Genomic DNA, 23,115 nt, shown 5'->3' with positions numbered 1-23,115 from the left:
ATGCGCCTGATCCACAACTCTCTGCACGATGAAGTCGCCGACGGGCTGCGGGCGCGGATCTTCGATGGCGTGCTGGCGCCGGGCAGCTTTATTGACGAAGTAGCACTGTGTGCGGACCTAGCCATCTCGCGCACCCCGCTGCGCGAGGCGCTCAAGGTGCTGGCGGCCGAGGGTCTGGTGCGGCATGAGCCGCGGCGCGGCAGCTTTGTGAGCCAGGTGACGGAGCAAGACCTGGATGAGATTTTCCCTGTGATAGCGCTGCTGGAAGGCCGCTGCGCGCTGGAAGCCACGCGCAATGCGACAGACGCCGACATTGCCGCGCTGGAAACCCTGCACACCAGCTTGCAGCAGCACGCCGCGGCCAAACGCATCACCGACTACTACGCGGCCAACTTCACCATCCACGAAGCCATCATCACCCTGGCCAACAACCGTTGGCTGGCGCAAAGCATTGCCGACCTGCGCAAGATTTTGAAGCTGGCACGCCTGCAGCAGCTGCATGCGCCGGGGCGGCTGGAGCAAAGCCTGAGTGAACATCTGGCGGTGTTTGCCGCCATCAAGGCGCGTGATGGCGAGGCGGCTGACGCCGCCATGCGCACCCATTTGCTGCGCCAGCGCGAGGCGCTGCGCGAGTTGGCCCGTACCCAAAAAAGCAGGTTGCTCGCATGAACCAGGATTCGTGGATCAACCGCAACGTGGCGCGGCTCTTGCCCAAGAGTTCCAAGCCAAAAGAGGCGCTAGCCCTCATAGAATCTGCGCCAGCAGCTCCTAAAACCGTAGCGCCTGTCACGCCACCACCGGCAGGCTCGGCGGCCGGTACCAAGGCCTCGGGCTCGGCGCGCTCCACGCGCGAGCGCCTGCACGCCACGCTGCGCCATGGGGACGAAGCCCTGTCGCCGCGCATGCTGCGCCGCACGCTGCATGAGCTGCAGGCCGTGATCGACGACCGGGTGAGCGAAGTGGAAGGCGGGCGCCGCGCCACGGCGCTGGCCGCCTGGTACGCCGGCGCCACGCTGCCACGCCGGCGCGACATGTGGCTGCTGATGAGCGAGATGTTTGTGGCCGACGCGCAGAAGGTGAAAGCCGCGCAAGCCACCTTTGCCGCCGCCGTGGGCACGCCCGACGAGGCCGCCGCCGAGGTGCACTACCGCCGCGCCACCGTGTCGCCGCGCCGCCGCCTGTTGCAGCGCTTCAGCGTCGATGCGCAGGGCATCCGCTTTCTGGTGAACCTGCGCGCCGAGATGCAGCCCAGCCTGAAGGGCGACAAGCGCCTGCAGGCGCTGGATGTGGAGATGGAGTACATGTTCTCCACCTGGTTTGACGTGGGCTTTCTGGACCTGCGCCGCATCAGCTGGGACTCACCCGCCTCACTGGTGGAAAAGCTCATCAAGTACGAGGCCGTGCACGACATCAAGAGCTGGGCCGATGTGAAAAACCGGCTCGATTCCGACCGGCGTTGCTATGGCTTCTTCCACCCCCGCCTGCCCGACGAGCCGCTGATTTTTGTGGAGGTGGCGCTGGTGGATGCGCTGGCCGACAGCATCACGCCGTTGTTGGACGAATCGGCCGATGCGGCCGACCTGAACGCCGCCACCACCGCGATTTTCTATTCCATCAGCACCACACAGGATGGCCTGCGCGGTGTGAGCTTTGGCGACTCGTTGATCAAGCGCGTGGTGGAAACGCTGAAGGCCGAATTCCCCAAGCTCAAGACCTTTGCCACGCTCTCGCCCATTCCGGGTTTTCGCCAATGGCTCGGCAAGAACGCGGCCAGCTTGATCGAGCGGTTGGATACGAATGCGCGGGACGAGTTGGGCCGGGCCGTGGGGTTTGAGCCGGTCTCCGCTACGCATTTTTTGGCCGCAGCCGAGACCGCGCTCTCGCTCAAACCTTCGTCCGCCATGCGCCACATGCTGTTGCGCTGTGCCGCGCAGTACCTGGGGCACGAAACCACACAGGGCAAGCCGCTGGACGGTGTGGCGCGTTTTCACCTGGGCAACGGCGCCCGCGTGGAGCGGCTGAACTGGGCCAGCGATCCGTCCCCCAAGGGGCTGAAGCAGTCGTACGGGCTCATGGTCAATTACCTGTACGACCTCAAACGCCTGGACAAGCACCGCGAGATGCTGGCCCAGGGCAAGATTCCGGTGGCGTCTGCCATCAGCGAGTTGACTTTCCAATAACAATTCTCAGGAGACCTCCATGACACAACCCCATACCCCATTGACCGCCCGCCGCCACTGGCTGCGAACAGCAGCCGCTGCCGGCCTGGCCTGGGCGGCCGCACCGCTCACCGCCCTGGCCCAAGCCGCGCGTTGGCCCGCCAAGCCCGTGACGCTGATCGTGCCGTTTCCGGCAGGGGGTGGCACCGATGCGTTTGCGCGCCCCCTGTCCGCGCAGTTCGCCAAGCTCACCGGCACCCAGCTGGTGATTGACAACCGGGGCGGCGCCGGCGGCACGCTGGGCGCCAGCATTGCGGCCAAAGCGGCGCCCGACGGTTACACGCTGTTCATGGGCGCTGTGCACCACGCCATCGCCCCCAGCATGTACCCCAAGCTGGACTACGACATCCAGAAAGACTTCATCCCCCTGGCGCTGGTGGCCAACGTGCCCCAGGTATTGGTGGTGAACCCGAAAAACGTGCCCGGCGACTTCAAGGCCTTCCTGGCCCAGGTGAAGGCCAACCCCGGCAAGATGAACTACGGCTCGGCCGGCGGCGGCACCTCGCACCACCTGGCGGGCGAACTGTTCAAGCAGCAGACCAATACCTTCATCACCCACATTCCCTACCGCGGCGCAGGCCCTGCGTTGCAAGACCTGATGGCCGGTAGTGTGGACATGATGTTTGACGGCCTGGGCTCCTCGGCCGGTCACATCAAGGGCGGTCGCATCAAGGCGCTCATGGTGTCGGGCAACAAGCGCAACCCGGCTTTCCCCGATGTGCCTTGCGCGGCCGAGCTGGGCCTGCCGGACTACACCGTGACCACCTGGTACGGCCTGTGGGCGCCCAAGGGCACGCCGGCCGATGTGCAGGCGCGCATTGTGGAAGAGGTGACTCGCCTGTCCCAAGCGGATGAAATCAAAACCAGCTGGGCCAACAACGGCGCCGAGTTTGGCAAACTCACGCCTGCGCAATTTGGCGCGTTTGTGGCAGCTGAGGTGAAACGCTGGGCTGCCGTGGTGAAAGCGTCTGGCGCCAAGCTGGACTGACAGAACAAAGGCAGGCATGGCGGGCAGCATCCAGGTAGCGCAGGGCGCGGACGAAGAGCGGGGGATCGTGACGGTCACGCTGTCGCACCCCGGCAAGTTCAACGCCATGTCACGCGCCATGTGGCGCGAACTCCAAGCGGTGTTCACCACCCTCCAGTCCGACCCAGAAGCCCGCTGCGTGCTGCTGCGCGGGGAGGGCGGCCACTTCTGCGCGGGTGGTGATATTGCCGAGTACCCCAGCTTTCGCTTCAACGAAGCGGATCTGCGCCAGTTCCACGAGGACGAGGTTTGGGGGGGCCTGCAGGCCATGCTGGACTGCGATGTGCCCATCGTCGCGCAGATTGAGGGCAACTGCATGGGGGCGGGCGTGGAGATTGCCAGCTGCTGCGACCTGCGTGTGGCAGGCCAGTCGGCCCGCTTTGGCGCACCGATTGCGCGGCTGGGTTTTCCCATGGCCCCGCGTGAGGCGGCCCTGGTGGCCCAGGCCGCGGGCAACACTGTGGCCCGTGCGATGCTGCTGGCAGCCGAGGTGTTTGATGCCCCCGCCATGCTGGCGCGCGGCTTCCTGCTGCAGGTGCAAAACGACGCCGACGTCGCCATACACAGCCAGGCGCTGGCGCAGCGCGTGGCCAGCCTGGCCCCACAGGCGGCGCGCATGAACAAACAGACCTTGCGGGCGCTTCAGGCACAAAATAGGCTTCTAGCCCCCGTGGATATTGCGCCAGAAGCTCCTGATTTGATAGCAGTCCGCACGGCTGCCGCCTACGCCTATGCCGACAGTGCCGAGCACCGCGAGGGCATTGCGGCCTTTCTGGCCAAGCGCCAGCCGCAGTTTTAGCCAGCCGCAGTTTTCAACCAGATACCTGAGACCCGACCATGGCCACCCAACCCGAGAACGCCAACCTGTTTGCCGCGCTGCGCGCCGCCTTTCCGCACGACCCAAGTGCCTGCGCTGTCGAGACCGATGCCGACCTGCAGTACAGCTGGCGCGACCTGGACGCAGCCACCGCCATGGTGGCCAATCTGCTGGAGTTTCTGGAGCTGCCCAAGGGCGCGCGCATTGCCGTGCAGGTGGAAAAGTCGGTGGAGGCGCTGGTGCTGTATCTCGCCACGCTGCGCGCTGGCCTGGTCTACCTGCCGCTCAATACCGCCTACCAAAGTGCCGAGATGGCCTACTTCATCGAAGACGCCAAGCCTGCGGTCGTAGTCTGCAGCGGGCGCAACTTTGGCTGGATCAGCAAGATGGCCTTTCTGGCCGGCACCCGCCATGTGTTCACGCTGAACGATGACCGCACTGGTTCGCTCCTGGACCGCGCATCGCAGTTCCCCACCACCCACACCATCGCGCACCGCGATGCCAATGACCTGGCCGCCATCATCTACACCAGTGGCACCACGGGCCGTAGCAAAGGCGCCATGCTGAGCCACGGCAACCTGCTGAGCAATGCGCGCGTGCTGCAGACCTACTGGGACTGGAAGCCTGGTGACGTGCTGATCCATGCACTGCCCATCTTCCATGTGCACGGCTTGTTTGTGGCCATCCACGGCGCGCTGATCAATGGCAGCAAGATGGTGTGGTGCGCCAAGTTCGACCCCAAGGTGGTGCTGCAGCACTTCCCGCGCGCCACCGTGTTCATGGGCGTGCCCACGCTCTATGTGCGCTTGCTGGCTGAGGCCGGGCTCACGCCGCAGGTGACGAAGAACATGCGGCTGTTTGTTTCCGGTTCGGCGCCCATGTTGGTGGACACCCACCACCAGTGGCAGGCCCGCACGGGCCACACCATTCTGGAGCGCTACGGCATGTCTGAGACCGTGATGCTGACTTCCAACCCTGGCCGCGTTGCGGATGGGGAGCGCGTGGTCGGCAGCGTGGGCAAGCCGCTGCCCGGCGTGCAACTGCGCGTGCGCGACGAGGCCGGCAAAGACCTGTCCCAGGGCGAAACCGGGGGCATCGAGGTGCGGGGGCCCAATGTGTTTCAGGGTTACTGGCAGATGCCCGAAAAAACCGCGCAAGAGTTCACGGCCGACGGCTTCTTCAAGACGGGCGACGTCGGCCGCGTGGACGCCCAGGGCTACGTGACCATCGTGGGTCGCAGCAAGGACCTGATCATCAGCGGCGGCTACAACGTCTACCCCGCCGAGATCGAGGGCTACATCAACAACCTGCCCGGCGTGGCCGAGAGCGCCGTGGTGGGGGTGCCCGATGCCGACTTTGGCGAGGTGGGTGTGGCCCTGGTCGTGCCGCAGGCAGGCGCCACGGTGGACCCTGGGCAGGTGGTCGCCACGCTGAAATCCATGCTGGCCAACTTCAAGGTGCCCAAGCGCTGCGTGGTGGTGGCCGAGCTGCCGCGCAATGCCATGGGCAAGGTGCAAAAGAACCTGCTGCGTGAGCAATACCGCACTGCCTGAGGGGTGCGGGCATACTTGACCCCATGCAGCATGTACTTATCGTTGATGACAACGACGCCAACCTCCATTTGTTCAGTACGTTGGTAGAAAAACTCGATGGCTGCGTTGCGGTGCCTTTTTCCAGCCCGCAAGAAGCGTTGGCCTGGTCCGCCCGCACGTCGGTGGACCTGGTGATCGTGGACTACCAGATGGAGGGCTTGGACGGCCTGGCCTTTATCCGCCTGTTCCGCGAGCTGCCGGGGCGCGACATCGTGCCCATCATGATGGTCACCGCCAACGACCAGAAACCGGTGCGCTACCGCGCGCTGGACTCGGGCGCGAATGACTTCTTGAGCAAGCCAGTGGACAAGGTGGAATTTCTGGCCCGGGCCAAAAACATGCTGATCCTGAGCGACGCCCGCAACAAGCTGGCCGACCGCGCCAGCTGGTTGGCCGAAGAGGTGCAAAAGGCCACAGCCGAGATTCTGGCGCGTGAGCGTGATACGGTGATCCGCCTGTCCCGCGCCGCCGAGTTTCGGGACCCCGAAACGGGCGCCCACATCTCGCGCATGGCGCACTACTCCAAGCTCATTGCCCGCGGGCTGGGCCTGTCCGATGCGGACCAGGAGTTGTTATTGCAGGCCGCACCCATGCACGACCTGGGCAAGGTGGGCATTGCCGACAATATTTTGCTCAAGCCTGCGCGCCTGAATGATGCCGAATTTTCGGTGATGAAGCAGCACGCCCGCTATGGCTACGAGCTGCTGCACGGCAGTGCCTCCAAGGTGCTGCAGGCCGGGGCCGAGATTGCGCTGGGCCACCACGAGAAGTTTGATGGCAGCGGTTACCCGCAGGGCCTGCGTGGCGAGGCCATTCCGCTGTTCAGCCGCATCGTGGCTGTGGCCGATGTGTTCGATGCGCTGACCTCTGAGCGCCCCTACAAACGGGCCTGGACGCTGGAAGAGGCGGTGGACTTTCTCACCGCCGGTTCGGGCACGCATTTCGACCCGCAGTGCGTGCAGAGTTTTCTGACCGCCTGGGAAGATGTGATGGCCGTGCGCGAGCGCTACCAGCAAGACGCCTGAGCGCCTGTGCTTAGCGCAGCACCAGCACGGGAATGTGGCTGTGCGTGAGCACGTGCTGGGTCTCGCTGCCCAGCAGCAGGCGTTGCAAGCCACGCCGCCCATGCGACGCCATCACGATCAGGTCGCAGTGCTGCTGTTTGGCCGCGGCCAGCAGCGCGTCTGACACGACTTCGGCCCGCACCACCAGGGCCTGGGCTTTGACACCCTTGGCCAGGGCTTTTTCCTGCACGGCATCCACCACCACCTGCGCGGCGTCGGCCCAGCTTTTCTCTACGCGCTGCACGTCTTCAGATTCGAGTGCAATACCGCCATCAAAATAGGCTTGCGGATATCGGTGCACCACCTGCAGTGCGACCACTTCTGCACCGCACAAGGCGGCCAGTTCGATGGCACTGTTGACGGCCTTGTCAGACAGAGGCGTGCCATCGGTAGCGACGAGGATGCGTTGGTACATGCTGGCTCCTTGTGGGTGAGAGGCTTTCAGGTTACGCTGGTTTCCGCATGGCTGCTTGATCTGTATCAAGCTTTTTACACATGTAACCCCGCACACTTCATCCATGAACGTCGCAGCCCTGTCCAGCCCCGCACATGTGCCGCACACCCCCGCGGTATTGGCCCTGCTGGACGACCCGCAGGAGTGGAGTGCGTTCAGCCGCTCCACCCCCCAGGCGCCCGACCAGTGGGAGTCCAGCGTGGTGATCGAAGGCATGCACTGCGCGGCCTGCTCCCTCACGGTGGAAGACGCCCTGCGTCGGGTGCCCGGCGTGCTCAGTGCGCAGGTTAGCGCCGCCAGCCAGCGTGCACGCGTGGTGTGGTTGGCGTCTGCCGTGCAACCCTCCCGCTGGATGCAGGCGGTGCAGCGCGTGGGGTACCGCGCGCTGCCTGCCAACGATGTGTTTGCCAGTGAACGCCGCCGCGTGGCCGCCCGCCAGGCGCTATGGCGCTGGCTGGTGGCGGGCCTGTGCATGATGCAGGTGATGATGTACGCGTGGCCGGCCTACGTGGCCCAGCCCGGTGATCTGACCGCCGAGATGGAGCAGCTGCTGCGCTGGGCCTCGTGGGTGCTGACGCTGCCCGTGGTTCTGTTTTCCTGCGGCCCGTTTTTCAAGAGCGCCTTGCAAGACATTGCGCATGCCCGCATCAGCATGGACCTGCCGGTGGCCTTGGGCATGGCCATCACCTTTGGAGTGAGCACTGCCGGCACCTTTGACCCGCAAGGCCTGTTTGGCCGCGAGGTCTACTTTGACTCCCTCACCATGTTCGTGTTCTTCCTGCTGACCGGCCGCTGGCTGGAGCTGCGCCTGCGCGACCGCACGGCGGGGGCGCTGGAGGCGCTGATGAATCGCCTGCCCGACAGCGTGGAGCGCCAGGCAGCAGATGGCAGCTTTGTACCCGTGGCAGTACGCCGCCTGCAGGTGGGCGATTTGATCCGCGTGCAGGCCGGCCAGGCCTTTGCCGCCGATGGTGTGGTGGAGCACGGCCACACGCTGGTGGACGAGGCGCTGCTGTCGGGGGAGTCGCGCGCCTTGCCGCGGGGGGTAGGCGCCAGCGTCGTGGCGGGCAGCCACAACGTGCATGCCACGGTGCTGGTGCGCGTGCAGCAGGTGGGGGAGGCAACGCGGTTTGCGCATATCGTGGCGCTGATGGACAGCGCTTCCACCACCAAACCCCGGGGCGCGCTGCTGGCCGACCGCTTGGCCAAGCCTTTTTTGGTGGCGGTGCTGCTGGCGGCGGCCCTGGCCTGTGCCTGGTGGTGGGGGCGCGACCCCGGCCACGCCCTCATGGTGGCGGTGGCGGTGCTGGTGGTGACGTGTCCGTGCGCGCTGTCGCTGGCCACCCCGGCCGCCATGCTCGCAGCCGCAGGCCGCCTGGCCAAGGCCGGGCTGCTGGTGCGCAGGCTCCAGGCGCTGGAAGCCTTGGCCGGTGTGGACACCGTGGTTTTTGACAAGACCGGCACCCTGACACGTGACGCTATGGGCCTGCAGGCTGTGCACACCCGCGCTGGCGTGTCGCCCAACGCCGCCTTGGCCATGGCCTGTGCGGTGGCGCAGCATTCCTTGCATCCGGCATCGCGGGCGCTGGTTGCGGCGGCGCGGGAGGCGGGGCTGGTGGACCAGTGGGCCTGCGCCGCCGCAGAGGAATTTGCAGGGCAGGGCGTGCAGGGCGTTGTGACCCGCGGGACGGTGGAGGCTGCGGCACAGGGGCCGGGTGGCCTTCTGCGCTTGGGTGCGGCCGCATTCTGCGAGGTGGGCAGCCCGGCGCCGGGCCTCTGCGGCTTGCAAGTGCACCTGAGCGACGCCCAGGGCTGGATCGCCACCTTTGGGTTGGACGAGGTCTTGCGTGCCGAGGCTGCGGCCGTGGTGCAAACACTGCGTGCGCAGGGCGTGGCGGTGCACCTGTTGTCGGGCGACCGGGCAGAGTCGGTTGCCCAAGTGGCGTCCCGGCTGGGTATCACGCAAGCGCAGGGCGCCTGCTCGCCAGCGGACAAGCTGGCCTATCTGCAGCAGCTGCAGCGCGCCGGCCACACAGTGGCCATGGTGGGCGATGGGCTCAATGACGGTCCGGTGCTGGCGGGGGCCCATGTTTCGTTTGCGTTTGGCAATGCCGTGCCGTTGGCCCAGGCGCATTCTGATTTTGTGCTGCTGGGCGGCAGCCTGCAGCAGGTGGTGCTGGCGGTGCAGTTGGCCCGCAGGACCATGCAGGTGGTGCGGCAGAACCTCTGGTGGGCCTTGCTTTACAACGCGGCCTGTGTCCCTCTGGCCGTGCTGGGTTGGTTGCCGGCCTGGCTGGCGGGCCTGGGCATGGCCAGCAGTTCATTGGTGGTGGTGCTGAATGCCTTGCGCCTAAGCAAAGGCGGTGCAACACTGGCACCCGTCACACCGCAGGGGGCTTGATGGACATTCTGTATTTGCTGATTCCTTTGTCTGTGGTGCTGGTCTTCTTCATCCTGGGAGGGTTGTGGTGGGCCATCGACCGGGGGCAGTTCGAGGACATCGAGTCCGAGGGCGAGCGCATCCTGCGCGACCCCTGAACCGGTCGCGGGTTTTCTGGCCCGCAGTTGATATGGGTCAACCCTGGCAGCGTCGCCGGGGCTGACACTCGCTTAGCAGTTATCCAAGTAGAGGTACCAATGGCATTTCCAAATCAACAGGCGACCGTGTACAACGACACCGTTGTGCGCCAATTCGCCATCATGACGGTGGTCTGGGGCGTGGTCGGCATGCTGGTGGGGGTGATCATCGCCGCCCAACTGGCCTGGCCCGAACTCAACTTCGGCATTCCCTGGCTGTCGTATGGGCGCCTGCGCCCCCTGCACACCAACGCGGTCATTTTTGCCTTCGGTGGTTGCGGCCTATTTGCCTCGGCCTACTACGTGGCGCAGCGCACTTGCCAGGTCCGGCTGTTTGGCGACAAGCTGGCGGCCTTCACGTTTTGGGGGTGGCAGCTGGTCATTGTGGCGGCTGCCATCTCCCTACCGCTAGGCTACACCCAAGGCAAAGAATATGCAGAGTTGGAATGGCCGATTGACATCTTGATCACCCTGGTCTGGGTGTCGTTTGCGGTGGTGTTCTTTGGCACCATCGGCACGCGCAAGGTCAAGCACATCTACGTGGCCAACTGGTTCTTTGGTGCCTTCATTCTGGCGGTGGCCATCCTGCATCTGGTGAACAGTGCGGCTATTCCCGCGGGCTGGATGAAGAGCTACTCGGCCTATGCCGGTGTGCAGGACGCCATGGTGCAGTGGTGGTACGGCCACAACGCGGTGGGCTTCTTCCTGACCGCAGGCTTCCTGGGCATGATGTATTACTTCATCCCCAAGCAGGCCGAGCGCCCGGTGTACAGCTACCGCCTGTCCATCGTCCACTTCTGGGCACTGATCTTCACCTACATGTGGGCGGGCCCCCACCACCTGCACTACACAGCGCTGCCGGACTGGACCCAGTCGGTGGGCATGGTGTTCTCGCTGATCCTGCTGGCGCCCAGTTGGGGCGGCATGATCAACGGCATCATGACGCTCAGCGGTGCCTGGCACAAGCTGCGGGACGACCCCATCCTGCGTTTCCTGATCGTGTCCCTGTCCTTCTACGGCATGTCCACGTTCGAGGGCCCGATGATGTCCATCAAGACCGTAAACGCGCTGAGTCACTACACCGACTGGACCATCGGCCACGTGCACTCGGGCGCCCTGGGTTGGGTGGGCCTGGTGACCATGGGTTCCATGTACTACCTGATTCCGCGCCTGTTCGGCCAGAAGCAGATGTACAGCGTCAAGGCGATTGAATTGCACTTCTGGACTGCCACCATCGGCATCGTGATTTACATCGCCGCGATGTGGATTGCCGGTGTGATGCAGGGCCTGATGTGGCGCGCGATCAACCCCGATGGCACGCTGACCTACACCTTTGTGGAATCGGTGAAAGCCACCTATCCCTTCTATGTGCTGCGCCTGCTGGGCGGGCTGCTGTACCTGGGCGGCATGCTGATCATGCTGTGGAACACGCTGAAGACCGCGACGGCAGGGCGCGCTGTGGCCGTCAACATTCCTGCAGCCGTCGCACACGCTTGAGAGGCTAATCCCATGACAACTCCCACACCCCAATCCGGTCTCTCGCATGAGAAGGTGGAGACCAACAACTTTCTGATGATTGTGCTGATCCTGCTGGTGCTGCTGGTGGGCGGCATGGTGGAAATCGTGCCCTTGTTTTTCCAGAAATCCACCACCGAGCCCATCAAGGGCATTAAGCCCTACACCGCGCTGCAGCTGGCCGGGCGCGACATCTACACGCGTGAAGGCTGCTACAACTGCCACTCGCAGATGATTCGCCCCTTCCGCGCCGAGACCCTGCGCTACGGGCACTACTCGGTGGCGGGCGAGTCGGTGTATGACCACCCCTTCCAGTGGGGCAGCAAGCGCACCGGGCCAGACCTGGCCCGCGTGGGCGGCAAGTACAGCGACGAATGGCACCGCATCCACCTGACCAATCCGCGGGACCTGGTACCCGAGTCCAACATGCCCGCCTACCCGTGGCTGGAGAAAACGCTGGTCGATGCAGACAGCCTGCCCAGCCACATGGCAGCCCTGCGCAAGGTGGGTGTGCCCTATACGGACGAAGAGATTGCCAAGGCCAGCGCAGACGTCAAGGGCAAGACCGAGTTGGAAGCGACCATTGCCTTCCTGCAGGTTCTGGGCCTGGCCCTCAAATAAGCCACCGGGAGCACACCATGGATATCAATACCCTGCGCTCGGTGACCACGGTGGTCAGTTTTGTCGTGTTCATTGGCATCGTCTGGTGGGCCTGGTCGCGCAAGCGATCCGCGGACTTTGACGAAGCTGCCAACCTGCCTTTCGAGCAGGACTGACCCGAACAAGGAATCAAGATGAGTGACTTTACCAACGACTTCTGGTCCGTCTATGTGGCGGCCATCACGGTGATTGGCATCGTGGCCTGCCTATTGCTGTTGTGGTTCAGCGGCAAAGCCCGCGCCATGACTGCACACGACAACACCACCGGCCACGTGTGGGATGGTGACCTGCGCGAGATGAACAACCCGCTGCCCCGCTGGTGGGTGTGGCTGTTCATCATCACCATTGTGTTTGCCTTGGTGTACTTGGCGCTCTACCCGGGCCTGGGTACCTATGCAGGCAAGCTGGGCTGGACCCAGGCGGGCCAGTACCAGACCGAGGTGGACAAGGGCAACGAGGCGGTGGCGCCCCTGTACGCCAAGTTTGCGGCCATGAAGCCCGAAGACATTGCCAAAGACCCCCAAGCCCATGCGATTGGCGAACGGCTGTTCATGAACAACTGCTCCCAGTGCCACGGCTCGGATGCGCACGGCTCCAAGGGATTCCCCAACCTCACCGACGCTGACTGGCTGCACGGCGGCACACCCGAAAAGATCATGGAAACCATAACCCTGGGCCGTGTGGGCCAAATGCCACCGATGGCCGCTGCGGTGGGCACACCCGATGATGTGAAGAATGTGGCCAACTATGTGTTGAGCCTGTCCGGCAGCCCGCACGACTCGGTGCGCGCCGCGCTGGGCAAGTCCAAGTTCACGGCGTGTGCGGCCTGCCACGGCATGGACGGCAAGGGCAACCAGGCCCTGGGTGCTCCCAACCTCAGCGACGACATCTGGCTGCATGGCTACGGCGAGAACGCCATCATCGCCATGGTCAACAACGGCAAGATGAACCAGATGCCGGCCCAGGCGGACAAGCTCACGCCCGCGCAAATCCAGGTGCTTGCCTCGTATGTATGGGGCTTGTCCAATGGTGCGGTGGCCAAGTAGGGCCTGTCTTCAGGAATCCGTTTGACCACTTCTGCCCAGGCCCCGCACAACAAGGTGATCCCCATCGCCGTGTCGCCTGACAAGGGGCCGATTGCGCCGCCCGAAGGGGCCGACGCGGAGATGGTGGCCCTGTACGAGGCGCACAAGAAGATCTACCCGCGCAGCGTGACCGGTTTTTTCTCGCGCTGGCGCTGGGCCTGTGTGTTCCTGACCCAACTGGTGTTTTACGGCCTACCGTGGCTGGAGTGGGGCCAGCGCCAGGCGGTGTTGTTTGACCTGGGCGCGCGGCGCTTCTTCATCTTCAACCTGGTGCTGTACCCGCAAGACTTTGTGTACCTCACAGGTCTGCTGGTCATCTCTGCGCTGGGGCTGTTTTTGTTCACCGCGGTGGCGGGCCGCCTGTGGTGCGGCTACGCCTGCCCGCAAACGGTCTATACCGAAATATTTCTGTGGCTGGAGAAACTGACCGAAGGCGACCGCTCAGCCCGCATGCGCCGTGATGCAGGCCCCTGGACGGCTGACAAGGTCGTGCGCAAGACCGCCAAACAGGGCTTGTGGATTGCCGTAGCGCTGTGGACGGGGTTTACCTTTGTGGGCTACTTCACGCCCATCCATACGCTGTCGCGTGAAGTGCTGGCCTGGGGCCTGGGGCCCTGGGAAATTTTTTGGGTGCTGTTTTATGGCTTTGCCACCTACGGCAATGCAGGCTTTTTGCGGGAGCAAGTCTGCAAATACATGTGCCCCTATGCGCGCTTTCAGAGCGCGATGTTCGACAACGACACCCTGGTGGTCACCTACGACGAGGCGTGGGGTGAGCCGCGCGGCGCGCGCTCCCGGAAAGCCGACCCAGCGGCGCTGAACCTGGGCGCCTGCGTGAACTGCAGCCTGTGCGTGCAGGTGTGCCCCACGGGCATCGATATCCGAGATGGCCTGCAATATGAGTGCATAGGCTGCGGTGCCTGCGCCGATGTGTGCGACACGGTAATGGACAAGATGGGCTATGCCCGTGGGCTGGTGAAGTACTCCACCCAAAACGCCGTGAGCCAGCAGTGGACCCCGGCCCAAACCCTGCGCCACGTGCTGCGCCCCCGGGTGCTGGTTTATGCCGGCGTTCTGGGCGCGGTGGTGTTGGCCATGCTGGTCAGCCTGTACCTGCGGCCCGCCTTCAAGGTGGATGTGGAGCGCGACCGCGGTGCACTCGCTCGCATTGTCGCGGGTGGCCGTATTGAAAACGTGTTCCGCCTGCAGGTGATGAACGCGACCGAAACCCCGCAACGCTTCCAGATTGCGGTGGAGGGTTTGCCCGGGCTGGCCGTGGCGTCCGAGCCTGCCATAGAAATAGAGGCCACGCAGTCGCGCTGGGTGGCCGTGCGCGTGCAGCTGCCCTACGAGGGCACTGCGGCGGGTTCGCACCCCATCCATTTCATGGTGACCGCAGAGCAGGGCGGCGCCCAGGTTGCCGAAAAATCCGTGTTCATTGTTCCCCGTTGAGGAGATTTTTATGTCCGATTCCACAGCCGTAGATCCACGCCCCTGGTGGCAATTTGGCCACGTATGGCTGGTGGTCTCGGGGCCGCTGACCGTGGTCATCGCCAGCTTCTTCACCTTCTACCTCGCCGCCGTAGGGTCCGACCCACTGGTGGATGAAAACTACTACCAAAACGGCGTGGAGATCAACCGCACGCTGGCGGATGCACCGCAGAGCCTGGCGCCTGCCATGCAGGCCCGCAACCATGCGGCAACCGGTGTGGTTGAGTCCGCGCCCGTGCCCAAAGCACCCTGAGCGGTTTGCGTCAAAGGAGTCTTATGCGCGGCAAATGGATGGCCATCGTGTGGCCGGCCTTCTTGATGGCCTGTGTGCTGGAGCTTGTGGTGTTTGCACTGGTGGACCCGCAGGACCTGCAGTGGTTGGGGCTGCCGCTAGAGCTGCCCCGCAAGGGGGTCTATACCCTGTCGTTCTTTGTGTTTTGGGCCGTGACCGCCGTGTCCAGCAGCCTCACGGCACTGTTGGGCTTGAGTGCCGCCGAGGTCAACGAATAAAGCTCAGCCGCAGACCTTGGGGTTCACGATGTCTTTGAGCGCATCGGTGTTGACGATGCGCACATGGCGCTGCTTCACTTCCACAATGCCGTCGTCTACAAATTTGGAGAACGTGCGGCTCACGGTCTCCAGCTTCAGGCCCAGGTAGCTGCCGATTTCTTCGCGCGTCATGCGCAACACCAGTTCTGACTGCGAAAAGCCCCGTGCGTGCAGGCGCTGCACCAGATTCAGCAAAAACGCGGCCAAACGCTCCTCGGCGCGCATGCTGCCCAGCAGCAACATGACCCCGTTCTCGCGCACGATCTCGCGGCTCATGATCTTGTGCACATGGCGCTGCAGCGCATTCACTTCGCGGGAGAGTTCTTCAATGCGGTCAAACGGCATGACGCAGACCTCGGCATCTTCCAGCGCCACGGCATCGCAGGTGTGGTGGTCGTTGACGATGCCATCCAGCCCAATGACCTCGCCGGCCATTTGGAAGCCCGTGACTTGGTCACGGCCGTCTTCCGAAGCGACGCAGGTTTTGAAGAAACCGGTGCGGATGGCATACAGGCTGGTGAAGCGTTCGCCGCTGCGAAACAGGGTGTCCCCGCGCTTGACCTTGCGGCGGCTGGCCACCACATCGTCAATCTTGTCCAGCTCGCTGGGGCTGAGGCCCAGGGGCATGCACAGTTCACGCAGGTTGCAGTTGGAGCAGGCGACCTTGATGGCTTGGGGTGTCAGGGGCATTGCGGGCGCAATGGCAATAGTGGCGTGCGCCTCGATTGCTTTAGTGGTGGTTGCGGTTGGCTCAAACATGTGGTTCCCCTGATGCAGATCAATTATGTTCCTGGTCATGCGCCGGCTCCTTGATGTAGGTCAAGGAGTTTGCGAGAGTCTTCCGTCACAGTCTGTGCGGTAGCCTGGAGCATTCATGAACGCTGTCGCCGAACCCACCTCTGTATCTGAAGGATTGTTGACCCGCTTTGACGTGTCCGGGCCGCGTTACACCTCGTACCCCACGGCAGACCGTTTTGTCGAGGCGTTTACCGCCGACGACTACGCCCAGGCGCTGTCGCAACGCCGCAGCGGCGCCGCCGCGCTGGCGCTGCCGTTGTCCTTGTATGTGCATATTCCGTTCTGCGAGTCGCTGTGCTACTACTGCGCCTGCAACAAGATCATCACCAAACACCATGACCGCGCCGCGCCCTACCTGCGCTACCTGAGCCGCGAGGTGGACCTGCATACCGCGCTGATCGGGCGGGGGCAGTCGGTTAGCCAGCTGCATTTGGGCGGTGGCAGCCCCACATTTTTGAATGACGCAGAACTGCGTGAACTGATGGGCATGTTGCGGCGCAATTTCAACCTGGTACCCGGCGGCGAATATTCCATCGAGGTGGACCCCCGCACCATCGATGTGCAGCGCCTGGACACCCTGGCCGAGCTGGGCTTCAACCGCCTGAGCTTTGGTGTGCAGGACTTTGACCCCGCCGTGCAAAAGGCGGTGCACCGCGTGCAACCGGCCGAGCAGGTGTTTGCGCTGGTGGAAGCCGCGCGAGCCCGAGGGTTTGAGTCCATCAATGTCGATCTGATCTACGGCCTGCCGCAGCAAAGCCCCGAGTCGTTTGACCGCACGCTGGCCCAGGTGAACCAGCTGCGACCTGACCGCATTGCGCTGTATGCCTATGCACACTTGCCCGAGCGCTTCAAGCCGCAGCGGCGCATTGCCACCGTGGCCTTGCCCAGTGCAGCGTCCAAGGTGTCCATGCTGTCGCGCTCGCTGGCGGCCTTCATGGGGGCGGGCTATGTGTATGTGGGCATGGACCACTTTGCGCTACCCGGCGACGCCCTGGCCGTGGCCAAGCGGCAGGGGCGGCTGCACCGCAACTTTCAGGGCTACAGCACCCAGCCCGACTGCGACCTGATCGCGCTGGGGGTGTCGGCCATTGGCCGCATTGGCGCCACCTACAGCCAAAACGCCAAGACGCTGGACGAGTACTACGACTACCTCGACCAGGGCCGATTCCCCGTGGTGCGCGGCCTGGCCGTTACACGCGATGACCTGGTACGCCGCGCCGTCATCATGGCGCTGATGTGCCAGGGCCAGCTGCAGTTCGAGTCCATCAACCTGGCCTATCTGGTGGAGTTCAAAAGCTACTTTGCGGCGGAAATGAAGGCCCTGGAGGCGCTGGTGGAACAGGGACTGGTGACGGTGGATGACGCCGGTATCCAGGTCACCCCACAAGGCTGGTTTTTTGTGCGTGCCGTGGCCATGGTGTTTGACAAGTACCTGCAGACCGACCGCACCCGCGCCCGGTTTTCCAAGATCATTTAGCATCGCCCGATGCAAGCTTCTCTGGCGCTCACCGCCCTGATGATGGGCCTGGTGGGCGGTCCCCACTGCGTGGCCATGTGTGGTGCTGCCTGCGCAGGCATCGGGCAGGCGGCGGGCCCGCGCCAAACCTCTGCGCTGCTCAGCTTTCAAGTCGGTCGTGTGCTGGGCTATGCCGCATTGGGTGCGCTGGCCGCGGCGTCCATGCAGGGGCTGGGCTGGCTGGCGGTGCAGAGTGCGGCGCTGCGCCCCGTGTGGTCCATGGTGCATGTGGCGGCGCTGGTGCTGGGCTTGTTGCTACTCTGGCAGGCGCGCCAGCCGCTGTGGCTGCAGGCCGGTGCCAGCGCAGTGTGGCGGCATACCCGCAGCCTGGGCCTGCGCTGGGGCCGCGGTGCCCCCCTGTTTCTGGGCGTGGCGTGGGCCTTGTTGCCCTGTGGCCTGCTGTATTCCGCCTTGTTGGTCGCCGCATTGGCGGGCGATGTGCTGGCCGGCGCCGGTGTGATGGCGTTGTTTGCGCTGGGTACCTCGGTGACCATGCTGCTGGGGCCTTGGCTGTGGTTGCGTTTGCGGGGCGGACAGCTGGGGGACGGGCAGTGGGGCGTGCGCCTGGCCGGGGCTGCTTTGGCGGCCAGTTCGGCATGGGCTTTGTGGATGGGACTGGTGCACAATCAGGCTCCATGGTGCGTGACGATTTAGTTGTGCGCCTCTCACTACCGAAGGACGGTGCCTGATATGGACAGTGCTGCCCACGTGACAGAGACCTTGCGGCTGTTGGAGCTGCATGGCTTGGGGATCCTGGATACGCCTGCCGAACAGGCCTATGACGATGTCGTCAGCCTGGCCGCTTTCATCTGCGACACCCCGATTGCGCTGATCTCCCTGATTGACGAAGACCGCCAGTGGTTCAAGGCCCGTGTCGGTATCAACGACATGGAAACACCGCGCGGTGTTGCCTTTTGTGCCCACGCCATCACCGACCCTGGCCAACTGATGGAAGTGCCAGACGCGCTGAAGGACCCGCGCTTTGTGGACAACCCCTTGGTGACCGGTGGCCCGGAAATTCGCTTTTATGCGGGTGCGCCGCTGGTCACGGCCTCGGGTTCTGCTCTGGGTACGGTGTGCGTGATCGACCGCGTGCCGCGCAAGCTGACCGAGGCGCAGGCTAACGCGCTCAAGGCGCTGTCGCGCCAGGTGGTGCAGCTGCTGGCCCTGCGCCGCGCCAATGCCGAGCTGGAGATGCTGACCCGCGCTCAGCTGGCACGCCAGCACGAGCTGGAAGAGCATGAGAAGCAGCTGGAGGAAGAAAACCACGAGCTGACCAAGCAAACCCTGACCGACGCACTGACCAACCTGAAGAACCGCCGTGCGTTCGACCGCATTTTGGCCAACGAGTACGCACGCGCTCTGCGTGCCCGTTCGGGCCTGGGACTGCTGATGGTGGATGTGGACCACTTCAAGGCTTACAACGACCAATACGGCCACCAGGCCGGTGACGTAGCCCTGCAGGCGGTGGCCACGGCGATCAAGTCGCAGGCCCGCGCCTATGACCATGTGGCCCGTTACGGTGGTGAAGAGTTTGGCGTGGTGCTGCCCGACACCCAGATTGCCGACATGCGTGCCGTGGCCGAGCGCATTCGCCTGGCGGTGCAGGCACTGACCGGTTTGCACCGCCCGCTCACCGTCAGCGTGGGTGGCGCGATGGCCGACCCCAACACCTCGCCCGTGGTGCTGGTGGAGCGGGCCGACCAGCTGCTCTACCAAGCCAAGCAAAACGGCCGCAACCGGGTGCAGACCTCGCTTTAAAGGCTTGCGCGCCGCAGGGGAGGGGCCGGGCTGGGATAATCCAGCCCATGTCTGTTTCTCCTGCTGCCCCCAATCCCTGGCGCCTGTCTGTGGCGCCCATGATGGATTGGACCGACCGCCATTGCCGCTACTTCCACCGCCTGCTAAGCCGCCACGCGCTGCTTTACACCGAGATGGTGACCACGGGCGCGCTGATCCATGGCGATGTGCCGCGTCACCTGCGCTTCAATGCCGAGGAACACCCCGTGGCCCTGCAACTGGGCGGCAGTGAGCCGGCCGACCTGGCGCAGTGCGCCCGGCTGGGGCAAGACTGGGGCTATGACGAGATCAACATCAACTGTGGCTGCCCATCCGAGCGCGTGCAGCGCGGGGCTTTTGGCGCCTGCCTGATGAACGAGGCCTCGCTGGTGGCCGATTGCGTGAAGGCCATGGTGGACGTGGTGGACATTCCCGTGACGGTGAAGCACCGCATTGGCATTGACAAGGAAGAGGGCTACGGCTTTGTGCGCGACTTTGTGGGCACGGTGGCCGACGCGGGCTGCACCGTGTTCATTGCCCACGCACGCAACGCCTGGCTCAAGGGACTCTCTCCGAAGGAGAACCGAGAGATACCGCCACTGCGCTACGAGCTGGTGCACCAGCTCAAACAAGACTTTCCCCACCTCACCATCGCCATCAATGGCGGCCTGACCACCAGCGCCCAGCTAGCCGAGCAGCTGGAGCACGTAGACGGCGTGATGCTGGGCCGCGAGGCCTACCACAACCCGTGGTGGCTGGCCGAGTGGGATGCTACGTTTTTCGGAGCAGCTAGCGCAGAGCTGACGCGGGATGGCATTGAATTGGCCATGGTGGAGTACATGGAGCGCGAAGCGGCTGCACACGGCACCTCGTGGTACAGCATTGCCCGCCACATGCTGGGCCTGCGCCACGGCTTGCCGGGGGCGCGCAAGTGGCGCCAGGTGTGGAGCGACCACCGTTACAAGACCCTGCCGGCCCGTGACGTGATGGCGATTGCCCGGGGCCAAGCGCTTGTCGCGGCCTGAGCAGGAGCGCTGGGCCCTGCTGGGCCTGTGGCTGATTCCGGCGCTGTGGGCGGTGAACTTCATCGTCGCGCGTTGGGCACCGGGCACCATTGCGCCGTATGCACTGGCCCTGGGCCGTTGGGCAGTCGCTGGCGTGCTGCTGGGGGCGGTGGCGCGCCGGGAGCTGTGGGCACAACGCCGTGCCATTCTGGCCGTGTGGCACCAGTACGTGGTGCTGGGCTTTTGCGGCATGCTGGTGTGCGGCGCCTGGGTTTACCTGGGCGCACGCACTACGGGCGCCATGAACATTTCCCTCATTTACGCCGCATCGCCCGTGCTGATTGCTGTGGGCGCGGTGCTGTGGCTGGGCGAGCGCTTTCGCGCGCAGCAGGTGCTGGGCGTGGTGGTGGCGCTGGCCGGCGTGGTGCACGTGGTGGTCAAGGGCCAGTGGCTGGCGCTGGGCCAGGTGCAGTGGGTGGTGGGCGACGCGTGGATCGTGGTGGCCATGGTGGCTTGGGCGGCCTATGCGCTGCTGCAAAAGCTGTGGCCCAGCCCGCTGGGGCCTACCGCGCGGCTGGCGGCCATTTGCGCGGGCGGCGTGCTGGTGCTGATTCCCTGTGCGGTGTGGGAGGCCGGGTTGCCCGAGACACCGGCTTGGTCCTGGGCGGCCACCTGGCTGGTTCTGGCTGCGGCGCTGGCCCCAGGGCTGGCCGCGTACTGGATTTACGGTGCCGCGCAAAAGGTGCTGGGCGCCAGCCGCGTGGCGGTCACGCTGTACCTGGGGCCGCTGTACGCCGCGGTGGCTGCCTGGGGCGTGTTGGGCGAGCCGCTGGGGGTGCACCACCTGGTGGGTGCCGCGCTGATTTTGCCCGGTGTCTACGGGGTGTCGCGGCGCTAGCACGCGCCAGACGCGCAGGAGACAGCTATGGCCAAGCGCGCGCATCACCATGTCTATGTGGTGGAGTTGTCCCGCAAAGTGTTGGAGCTTGCCAAGTTCATGCGGGCCAACCCCGGCTACCTCACCGGCAAGCCCTGTGTCTACGTGGGCATGACCGGACTGGACCCAGACATCCGCTTTGACAAGCACAAGGCCGGCATCCAGTCGAACAGCTATGTGCTGAAATTTGGCCTGCGCCTGCTGCCTGACCTGTACGAGGCCTATAACCCCATGCAGTACGAGGCCGCGCGTGACATGGAGGTGGAGCTGGGCATCAGCCTGCGCGCAGCGGGGTTTGGGGTGTGGCAGGCGTAGTTTTAGACAAAATAGGCCGCTAGCCCCCGTGGAATATGCGCTAGCAGCTATCAAAAGAGGAGTAACTGACATGCCAAATACGGTTGAACCCACGCCGGCGCGTGCGCCTGCCGCCGCCTTTTCGCCACTGGACGCGCATGTGTTCCGTGCCAGCCAGCTCACGCGCGGGCCCTGGCATCCGCAGCAGCAACATGCGGGCCCCCCTATTGCATTGGTGAGCCACGCGCTGGAAGCGGCGGCTCAGGCGCGCGGGCTGCTGCACATGGCGCGGCTGACAGCCAATCTGCTGCGCCCGGTGCCGATTGCCGACATTGAGGTGCGCGTGCAGGAAGACTATGTGGGCCGCAACGCCGGGCACTTCTCCGCGGTGGCGCTGGCCGATGGCAAGGAACTGATCCGCGCGACCGCCTTGTTCCAGCGCGAGGACGCGGTGGACATCCCCCAAGGCCTGCCCGGCCATCCCCTGCCCAAGGCCCCCAAGACGCCGGCAGATTCGCCAGTGCAACGCTTCCCGTTTGCACAGGGCGAAGTGGGGTACCCGGATCTGGTGGAGAGCCGTATTGCGGCCGGCCGCATGTTTGCAGGCCCCAGTGCCGTGTGGTTCCGCCTGAGCTACCCGCTGGTGCAGGGGCAAAAGCCTAGCCCGTACCAGCGCGTGGCGGTGGCGGCCGATTCGGGCAACGGCATCAGCGCCATTCTCGATCTGTCCACCCATGTCTTCGTCAACTCCGACCTGACCATCAACCTCCTGCGCCGCCCCGTGGGCGAGTGGATCTGCCTGGACGCCCGCACCCATTTGTCCAACCACGGCGGCGGCCTGGCCGAGTCGGCGCTGTACGACGAGCTGGGGCTGATCGGGCGGGCGACGCAGAGCTTGTTTGTGCGCAAGCGGGAGTAGGGGCGCGCGATGGGTGGCGGGGGCACTATGTGACCCGGCGTACATACCGCAAGCGCGTTCTTCGTCACTGTCGGGCTTTACGCCGCCCAATCATGACCACACGTTCTTTAGTGCCGGACCCTAAGCACAACCGCATACTCGCGGCCCTGCCGCAGGCCGACTTCGCCCGCTTGCTGCCAGACCTGAAGCTGGTGCCGATGCCGCTGGGGTGGACCATGTCGGAGTCGGGCGACCATGTGAACTTCCTGCACTTTCCCACCGATGGCATCGTGTCGCTGATTTACGCCCTGGAGGACGGCTCGTCCAGCGAGATCGCGTTGGTGGGCAACGAAGGCATGGTGGGCATCTCCATTTTCATGGGGGGCGAAAGCATGCCGAGCAATACCAAGGTGCAAAGCGCGGGCCACGCCTACCGGCTAGATCGCCAAACCATGAAGCGCGAATTTGCGTTGGGCGGGCAGTTGCAGCATTTGTCGTTGTTGTACACGCAGGCGCTGATCTGCCAAACCTCGCAAACCGCCGTGTGCAACCAACACCACACGCTGGACCAGCAACTCTGCCGGTGGTTGCTCATGAGCATTGACCGTCTGCATGAGAACAATCTGGTGGTCACCCATGAGCTGATCGCCAGCCTGCTGGGTACCCGCCGCGAAAGCATCTCTTTGGTGGCTGGCAACCTGCAAAGAGACGGTCTCATCAGCTACACGCGTGGCCACGTGACGGTGCTGAAGCGCGAGAAATTGGAGACGCGTGCCTGTGAGTGCTACGCGACCGTCAAGCTCGAATACGAGCGCTTGCTGCCCTGAGCCCTGTTCTGT

General features: G+C 64.4%; 25 protein-coding genes. 23 read left to right on the top strand and 2 right to left on the bottom strand.

Annotated elements, in window-relative coordinates:
• From AC097R_RS14540 to AC097R_RS14515, 6 genes are read left to right on the top strand one after another with little or no spacing between them, the layout of a single operon-like run.
• Positions 1-669 carry a GntR family transcriptional regulator gene (locus AC097R_RS14540; RefSeq protein WP_479598849.1) on the top strand — a complete coding sequence of 223 codons (669 nt, stop codon included), beginning with the start codon at positions 1-3 and terminating at the stop codon, positions 667-669.
• A complete protein-coding gene (locus AC097R_RS14535; protein ID WP_479598848.1) occupies positions 666-2,180 on the top strand; it encodes a malonyl-CoA decarboxylase domain-containing protein in 1,515 nt (504 codons plus the stop codon). The genes AC097R_RS14540 and AC097R_RS14535 overlap by 4 nt, the downstream gene beginning before the upstream one ends.
• A gap of 19 nt (positions 2,181-2,199) precedes the next feature.
• A complete protein-coding gene (locus AC097R_RS14530; RefSeq protein WP_479598847.1) occupies positions 2,200-3,207 on the top strand; it encodes a Bug family tripartite tricarboxylate transporter substrate binding protein in 1,008 nt (335 codons plus the stop codon).
• Between the two features lie 16 nt (positions 3,208-3,223).
• The gene (locus AC097R_RS14525) at positions 3,224-4,045 is read left to right on the top strand and encodes an enoyl-CoA hydratase/isomerase family protein (protein WP_479598846.1); all 822 of its coding nucleotides are present in this window, start codon (positions 3,224-3,226) and stop codon (positions 4,043-4,045) included.
• 38 nt (positions 4,046-4,083) lie between these two features.
• Complete coding sequence (locus AC097R_RS14520) at positions 4,084-5,616, top strand: malonate--CoA ligase (RefSeq protein ID WP_479598845.1); 1,533 nt, start codon at positions 4,084-4,086, stop codon at positions 5,614-5,616.
• A gap of 23 nt (positions 5,617-5,639) precedes the next feature.
• Entirely contained in the window at positions 5,640-6,680 is a 1,041-nt protein-coding gene (locus AC097R_RS14515) for an HD-GYP domain-containing protein (RefSeq protein WP_479598844.1), read from the top strand.
• Between the two features lie 10 nt (positions 6,681-6,690).
• Here AC097R_RS14515 and AC097R_RS14510 read toward each other — a convergent pair whose 3' ends face one another.
• The gene (locus AC097R_RS14510) at positions 6,691-7,134 is read right to left on the bottom strand and encodes a universal stress protein (RefSeq protein WP_479598843.1); all 444 of its coding nucleotides are present in this window, start codon (positions 7,132-7,134) and stop codon (positions 6,691-6,693) included.
• A gap of 103 nt (positions 7,135-7,237) precedes the next feature.
• Between AC097R_RS14510 and AC097R_RS14505 the strand changes: the two genes are divergently transcribed.
• From AC097R_RS14505 to AC097R_RS14465, 9 genes are all read left to right on the top strand, one after another.
• Entirely contained in the window at positions 7,238-9,574 is a 2,337-nt protein-coding gene (locus tag AC097R_RS14505) for a heavy metal translocating P-type ATPase (RefSeq protein ID WP_479598842.1), read from the top strand.
• Positions 9,574-9,711 (top strand): cbb3-type cytochrome oxidase assembly protein CcoS, encoded by a 138-nt coding sequence (gene ccoS, locus AC097R_RS14500; RefSeq protein WP_094478692.1) that lies wholly within the window; start codon positions 9,574-9,576, stop codon positions 9,709-9,711. Before AC097R_RS14505 ends, ccoS begins: the two co-directional genes overlap by 1 nt.
• A 99-nt stretch (positions 9,712-9,810) precedes the next feature.
• Positions 9,811-11,247, top strand: coding sequence for a cytochrome-c oxidase, cbb3-type subunit I (gene ccoN, locus AC097R_RS14495; RefSeq protein ID WP_479598841.1), 1,437 nt, complete (start codon positions 9,811-9,813; stop codon positions 11,245-11,247).
• Between the two features lie 12 nt (positions 11,248-11,259).
• Positions 11,260-11,886 (top strand): cytochrome-c oxidase, cbb3-type subunit II, encoded by a 627-nt coding sequence (ccoO, locus tag AC097R_RS14490; protein ID WP_479598840.1) that lies wholly within the window; start codon positions 11,260-11,262, stop codon positions 11,884-11,886.
• A 17-nt stretch (positions 11,887-11,903) separates the two neighbouring features.
• Positions 11,904-12,041 carry a cbb3-type cytochrome oxidase subunit 3 gene (locus AC097R_RS14485; RefSeq protein ID WP_479598839.1) on the top strand — a complete coding sequence of 46 codons (138 nt, stop codon included), beginning with the start codon at positions 11,904-11,906 and terminating at the stop codon, positions 12,039-12,041.
• A gap of 18 nt (positions 12,042-12,059) precedes the next feature.
• A complete protein-coding gene (gene ccoP, locus AC097R_RS14480; protein WP_479598838.1) occupies positions 12,060-12,971 on the top strand; it encodes a cytochrome-c oxidase, cbb3-type subunit III in 912 nt (303 codons plus the stop codon).
• 21 nt (positions 12,972-12,992) lie between these two features.
• The gene (gene ccoG / locus AC097R_RS14475) at positions 12,993-14,462 is read left to right on the top strand and encodes a cytochrome c oxidase accessory protein CcoG (protein WP_479598837.1); all 1,470 of its coding nucleotides are present in this window, start codon (positions 12,993-12,995) and stop codon (positions 14,460-14,462) included.
• 10 nt (positions 14,463-14,472) lie between these two features.
• Positions 14,473-14,754, top strand: a complete 282-nt coding sequence (locus tag AC097R_RS14470) for a FixH family protein (RefSeq protein ID WP_479598836.1) — start codon at positions 14,473-14,475, stop codon at positions 14,752-14,754.
• A gap of 23 nt (positions 14,755-14,777) precedes the next feature.
• Complete coding sequence (locus tag AC097R_RS14465) at positions 14,778-15,011, top strand: hypothetical protein (protein WP_479598835.1); 234 nt, start codon at positions 14,778-14,780, stop codon at positions 15,009-15,011.
• A 3-nt stretch (positions 15,012-15,014) separates the two neighbouring features.
• On the opposite strand, the gene fnr is transcribed toward AC097R_RS14465, so the two are convergent.
• Positions 15,015-15,734 (bottom strand): fumarate/nitrate reduction transcriptional regulator Fnr, encoded by a 720-nt coding sequence (gene fnr / locus AC097R_RS14460; protein ID WP_479599555.1) that lies wholly within the window; start codon positions 15,732-15,734, stop codon positions 15,015-15,017.
• Between the two features lie 190 nt (positions 15,735-15,924).
• Here fnr and hemN point away from each other — a divergent pair, with 190 nt between their 5' ends.
• From hemN to AC097R_RS14420, 8 genes are all read left to right on the top strand, one after another.
• The gene (gene hemN, locus AC097R_RS14455) at positions 15,925-17,325 is read left to right on the top strand and encodes an oxygen-independent coproporphyrinogen III oxidase (protein ID WP_479598834.1); all 1,401 of its coding nucleotides are present in this window, start codon (positions 15,925-15,927) and stop codon (positions 17,323-17,325) included.
• Positions 17,326-17,334: 9 nt separating this feature from the next.
• Positions 17,335-18,018, top strand: coding sequence for a sulfite exporter TauE/SafE family protein (locus AC097R_RS14450; RefSeq protein ID WP_479598833.1), 684 nt, complete (start codon positions 17,335-17,337; stop codon positions 18,016-18,018).
• A gap of 36 nt (positions 18,019-18,054) precedes the next feature.
• Positions 18,055-19,125, top strand: a complete 1,071-nt coding sequence (locus AC097R_RS14445) for a GGDEF domain-containing protein (protein WP_479598832.1) — start codon at positions 18,055-18,057, stop codon at positions 19,123-19,125.
• A gap of 47 nt (positions 19,126-19,172) precedes the next feature.
• The gene (gene dusA, locus AC097R_RS14440) at positions 19,173-20,168 is read left to right on the top strand and encodes a tRNA dihydrouridine(20/20a) synthase DusA (protein WP_479598831.1); all 996 of its coding nucleotides are present in this window, start codon (positions 19,173-19,175) and stop codon (positions 20,166-20,168) included.
• The gene (locus AC097R_RS14435; protein WP_479598830.1) at positions 20,155-21,045 is read left to right on the top strand and encodes a DMT family transporter; all 891 of its coding nucleotides are present in this window, start codon (positions 20,155-20,157) and stop codon (positions 21,043-21,045) included. Before dusA ends, AC097R_RS14435 begins: the two co-directional genes overlap by 14 nt.
• Before the next feature lie 27 nt (positions 21,046-21,072).
• On the top strand, positions 21,073-21,399 hold the full coding sequence (locus AC097R_RS14430; protein ID WP_479598829.1) for a hypothetical protein: 327 nt from the start codon (positions 21,073-21,075) through the stop codon (positions 21,397-21,399).
• Between the two features lie 70 nt (positions 21,400-21,469).
• On the top strand, positions 21,470-22,297 hold the full coding sequence (locus tag AC097R_RS14425; protein ID WP_479598828.1) for a thioesterase family protein: 828 nt from the start codon (positions 21,470-21,472) through the stop codon (positions 22,295-22,297).
• Positions 22,298-22,389: 92 nt separating this feature from the next.
• Positions 22,390-23,103: a Crp/Fnr family transcriptional regulator gene (locus AC097R_RS14420; protein ID WP_479598827.1), complete on the top strand. Its 714-nt coding sequence runs from the start codon at positions 22,390-22,392 to the stop codon at positions 23,101-23,103.
• Positions 23,104-23,115: the final 12 nt, after the last annotated feature.

It is taken from the genome of Rhodoferax sp. ZS1R25, from assembly GCF_056521335.1.
The sequence above is the reverse complement of the archived record's forward strand: the minus strand, read 5'-3'. Positions and strand labels throughout refer to the sequence as shown.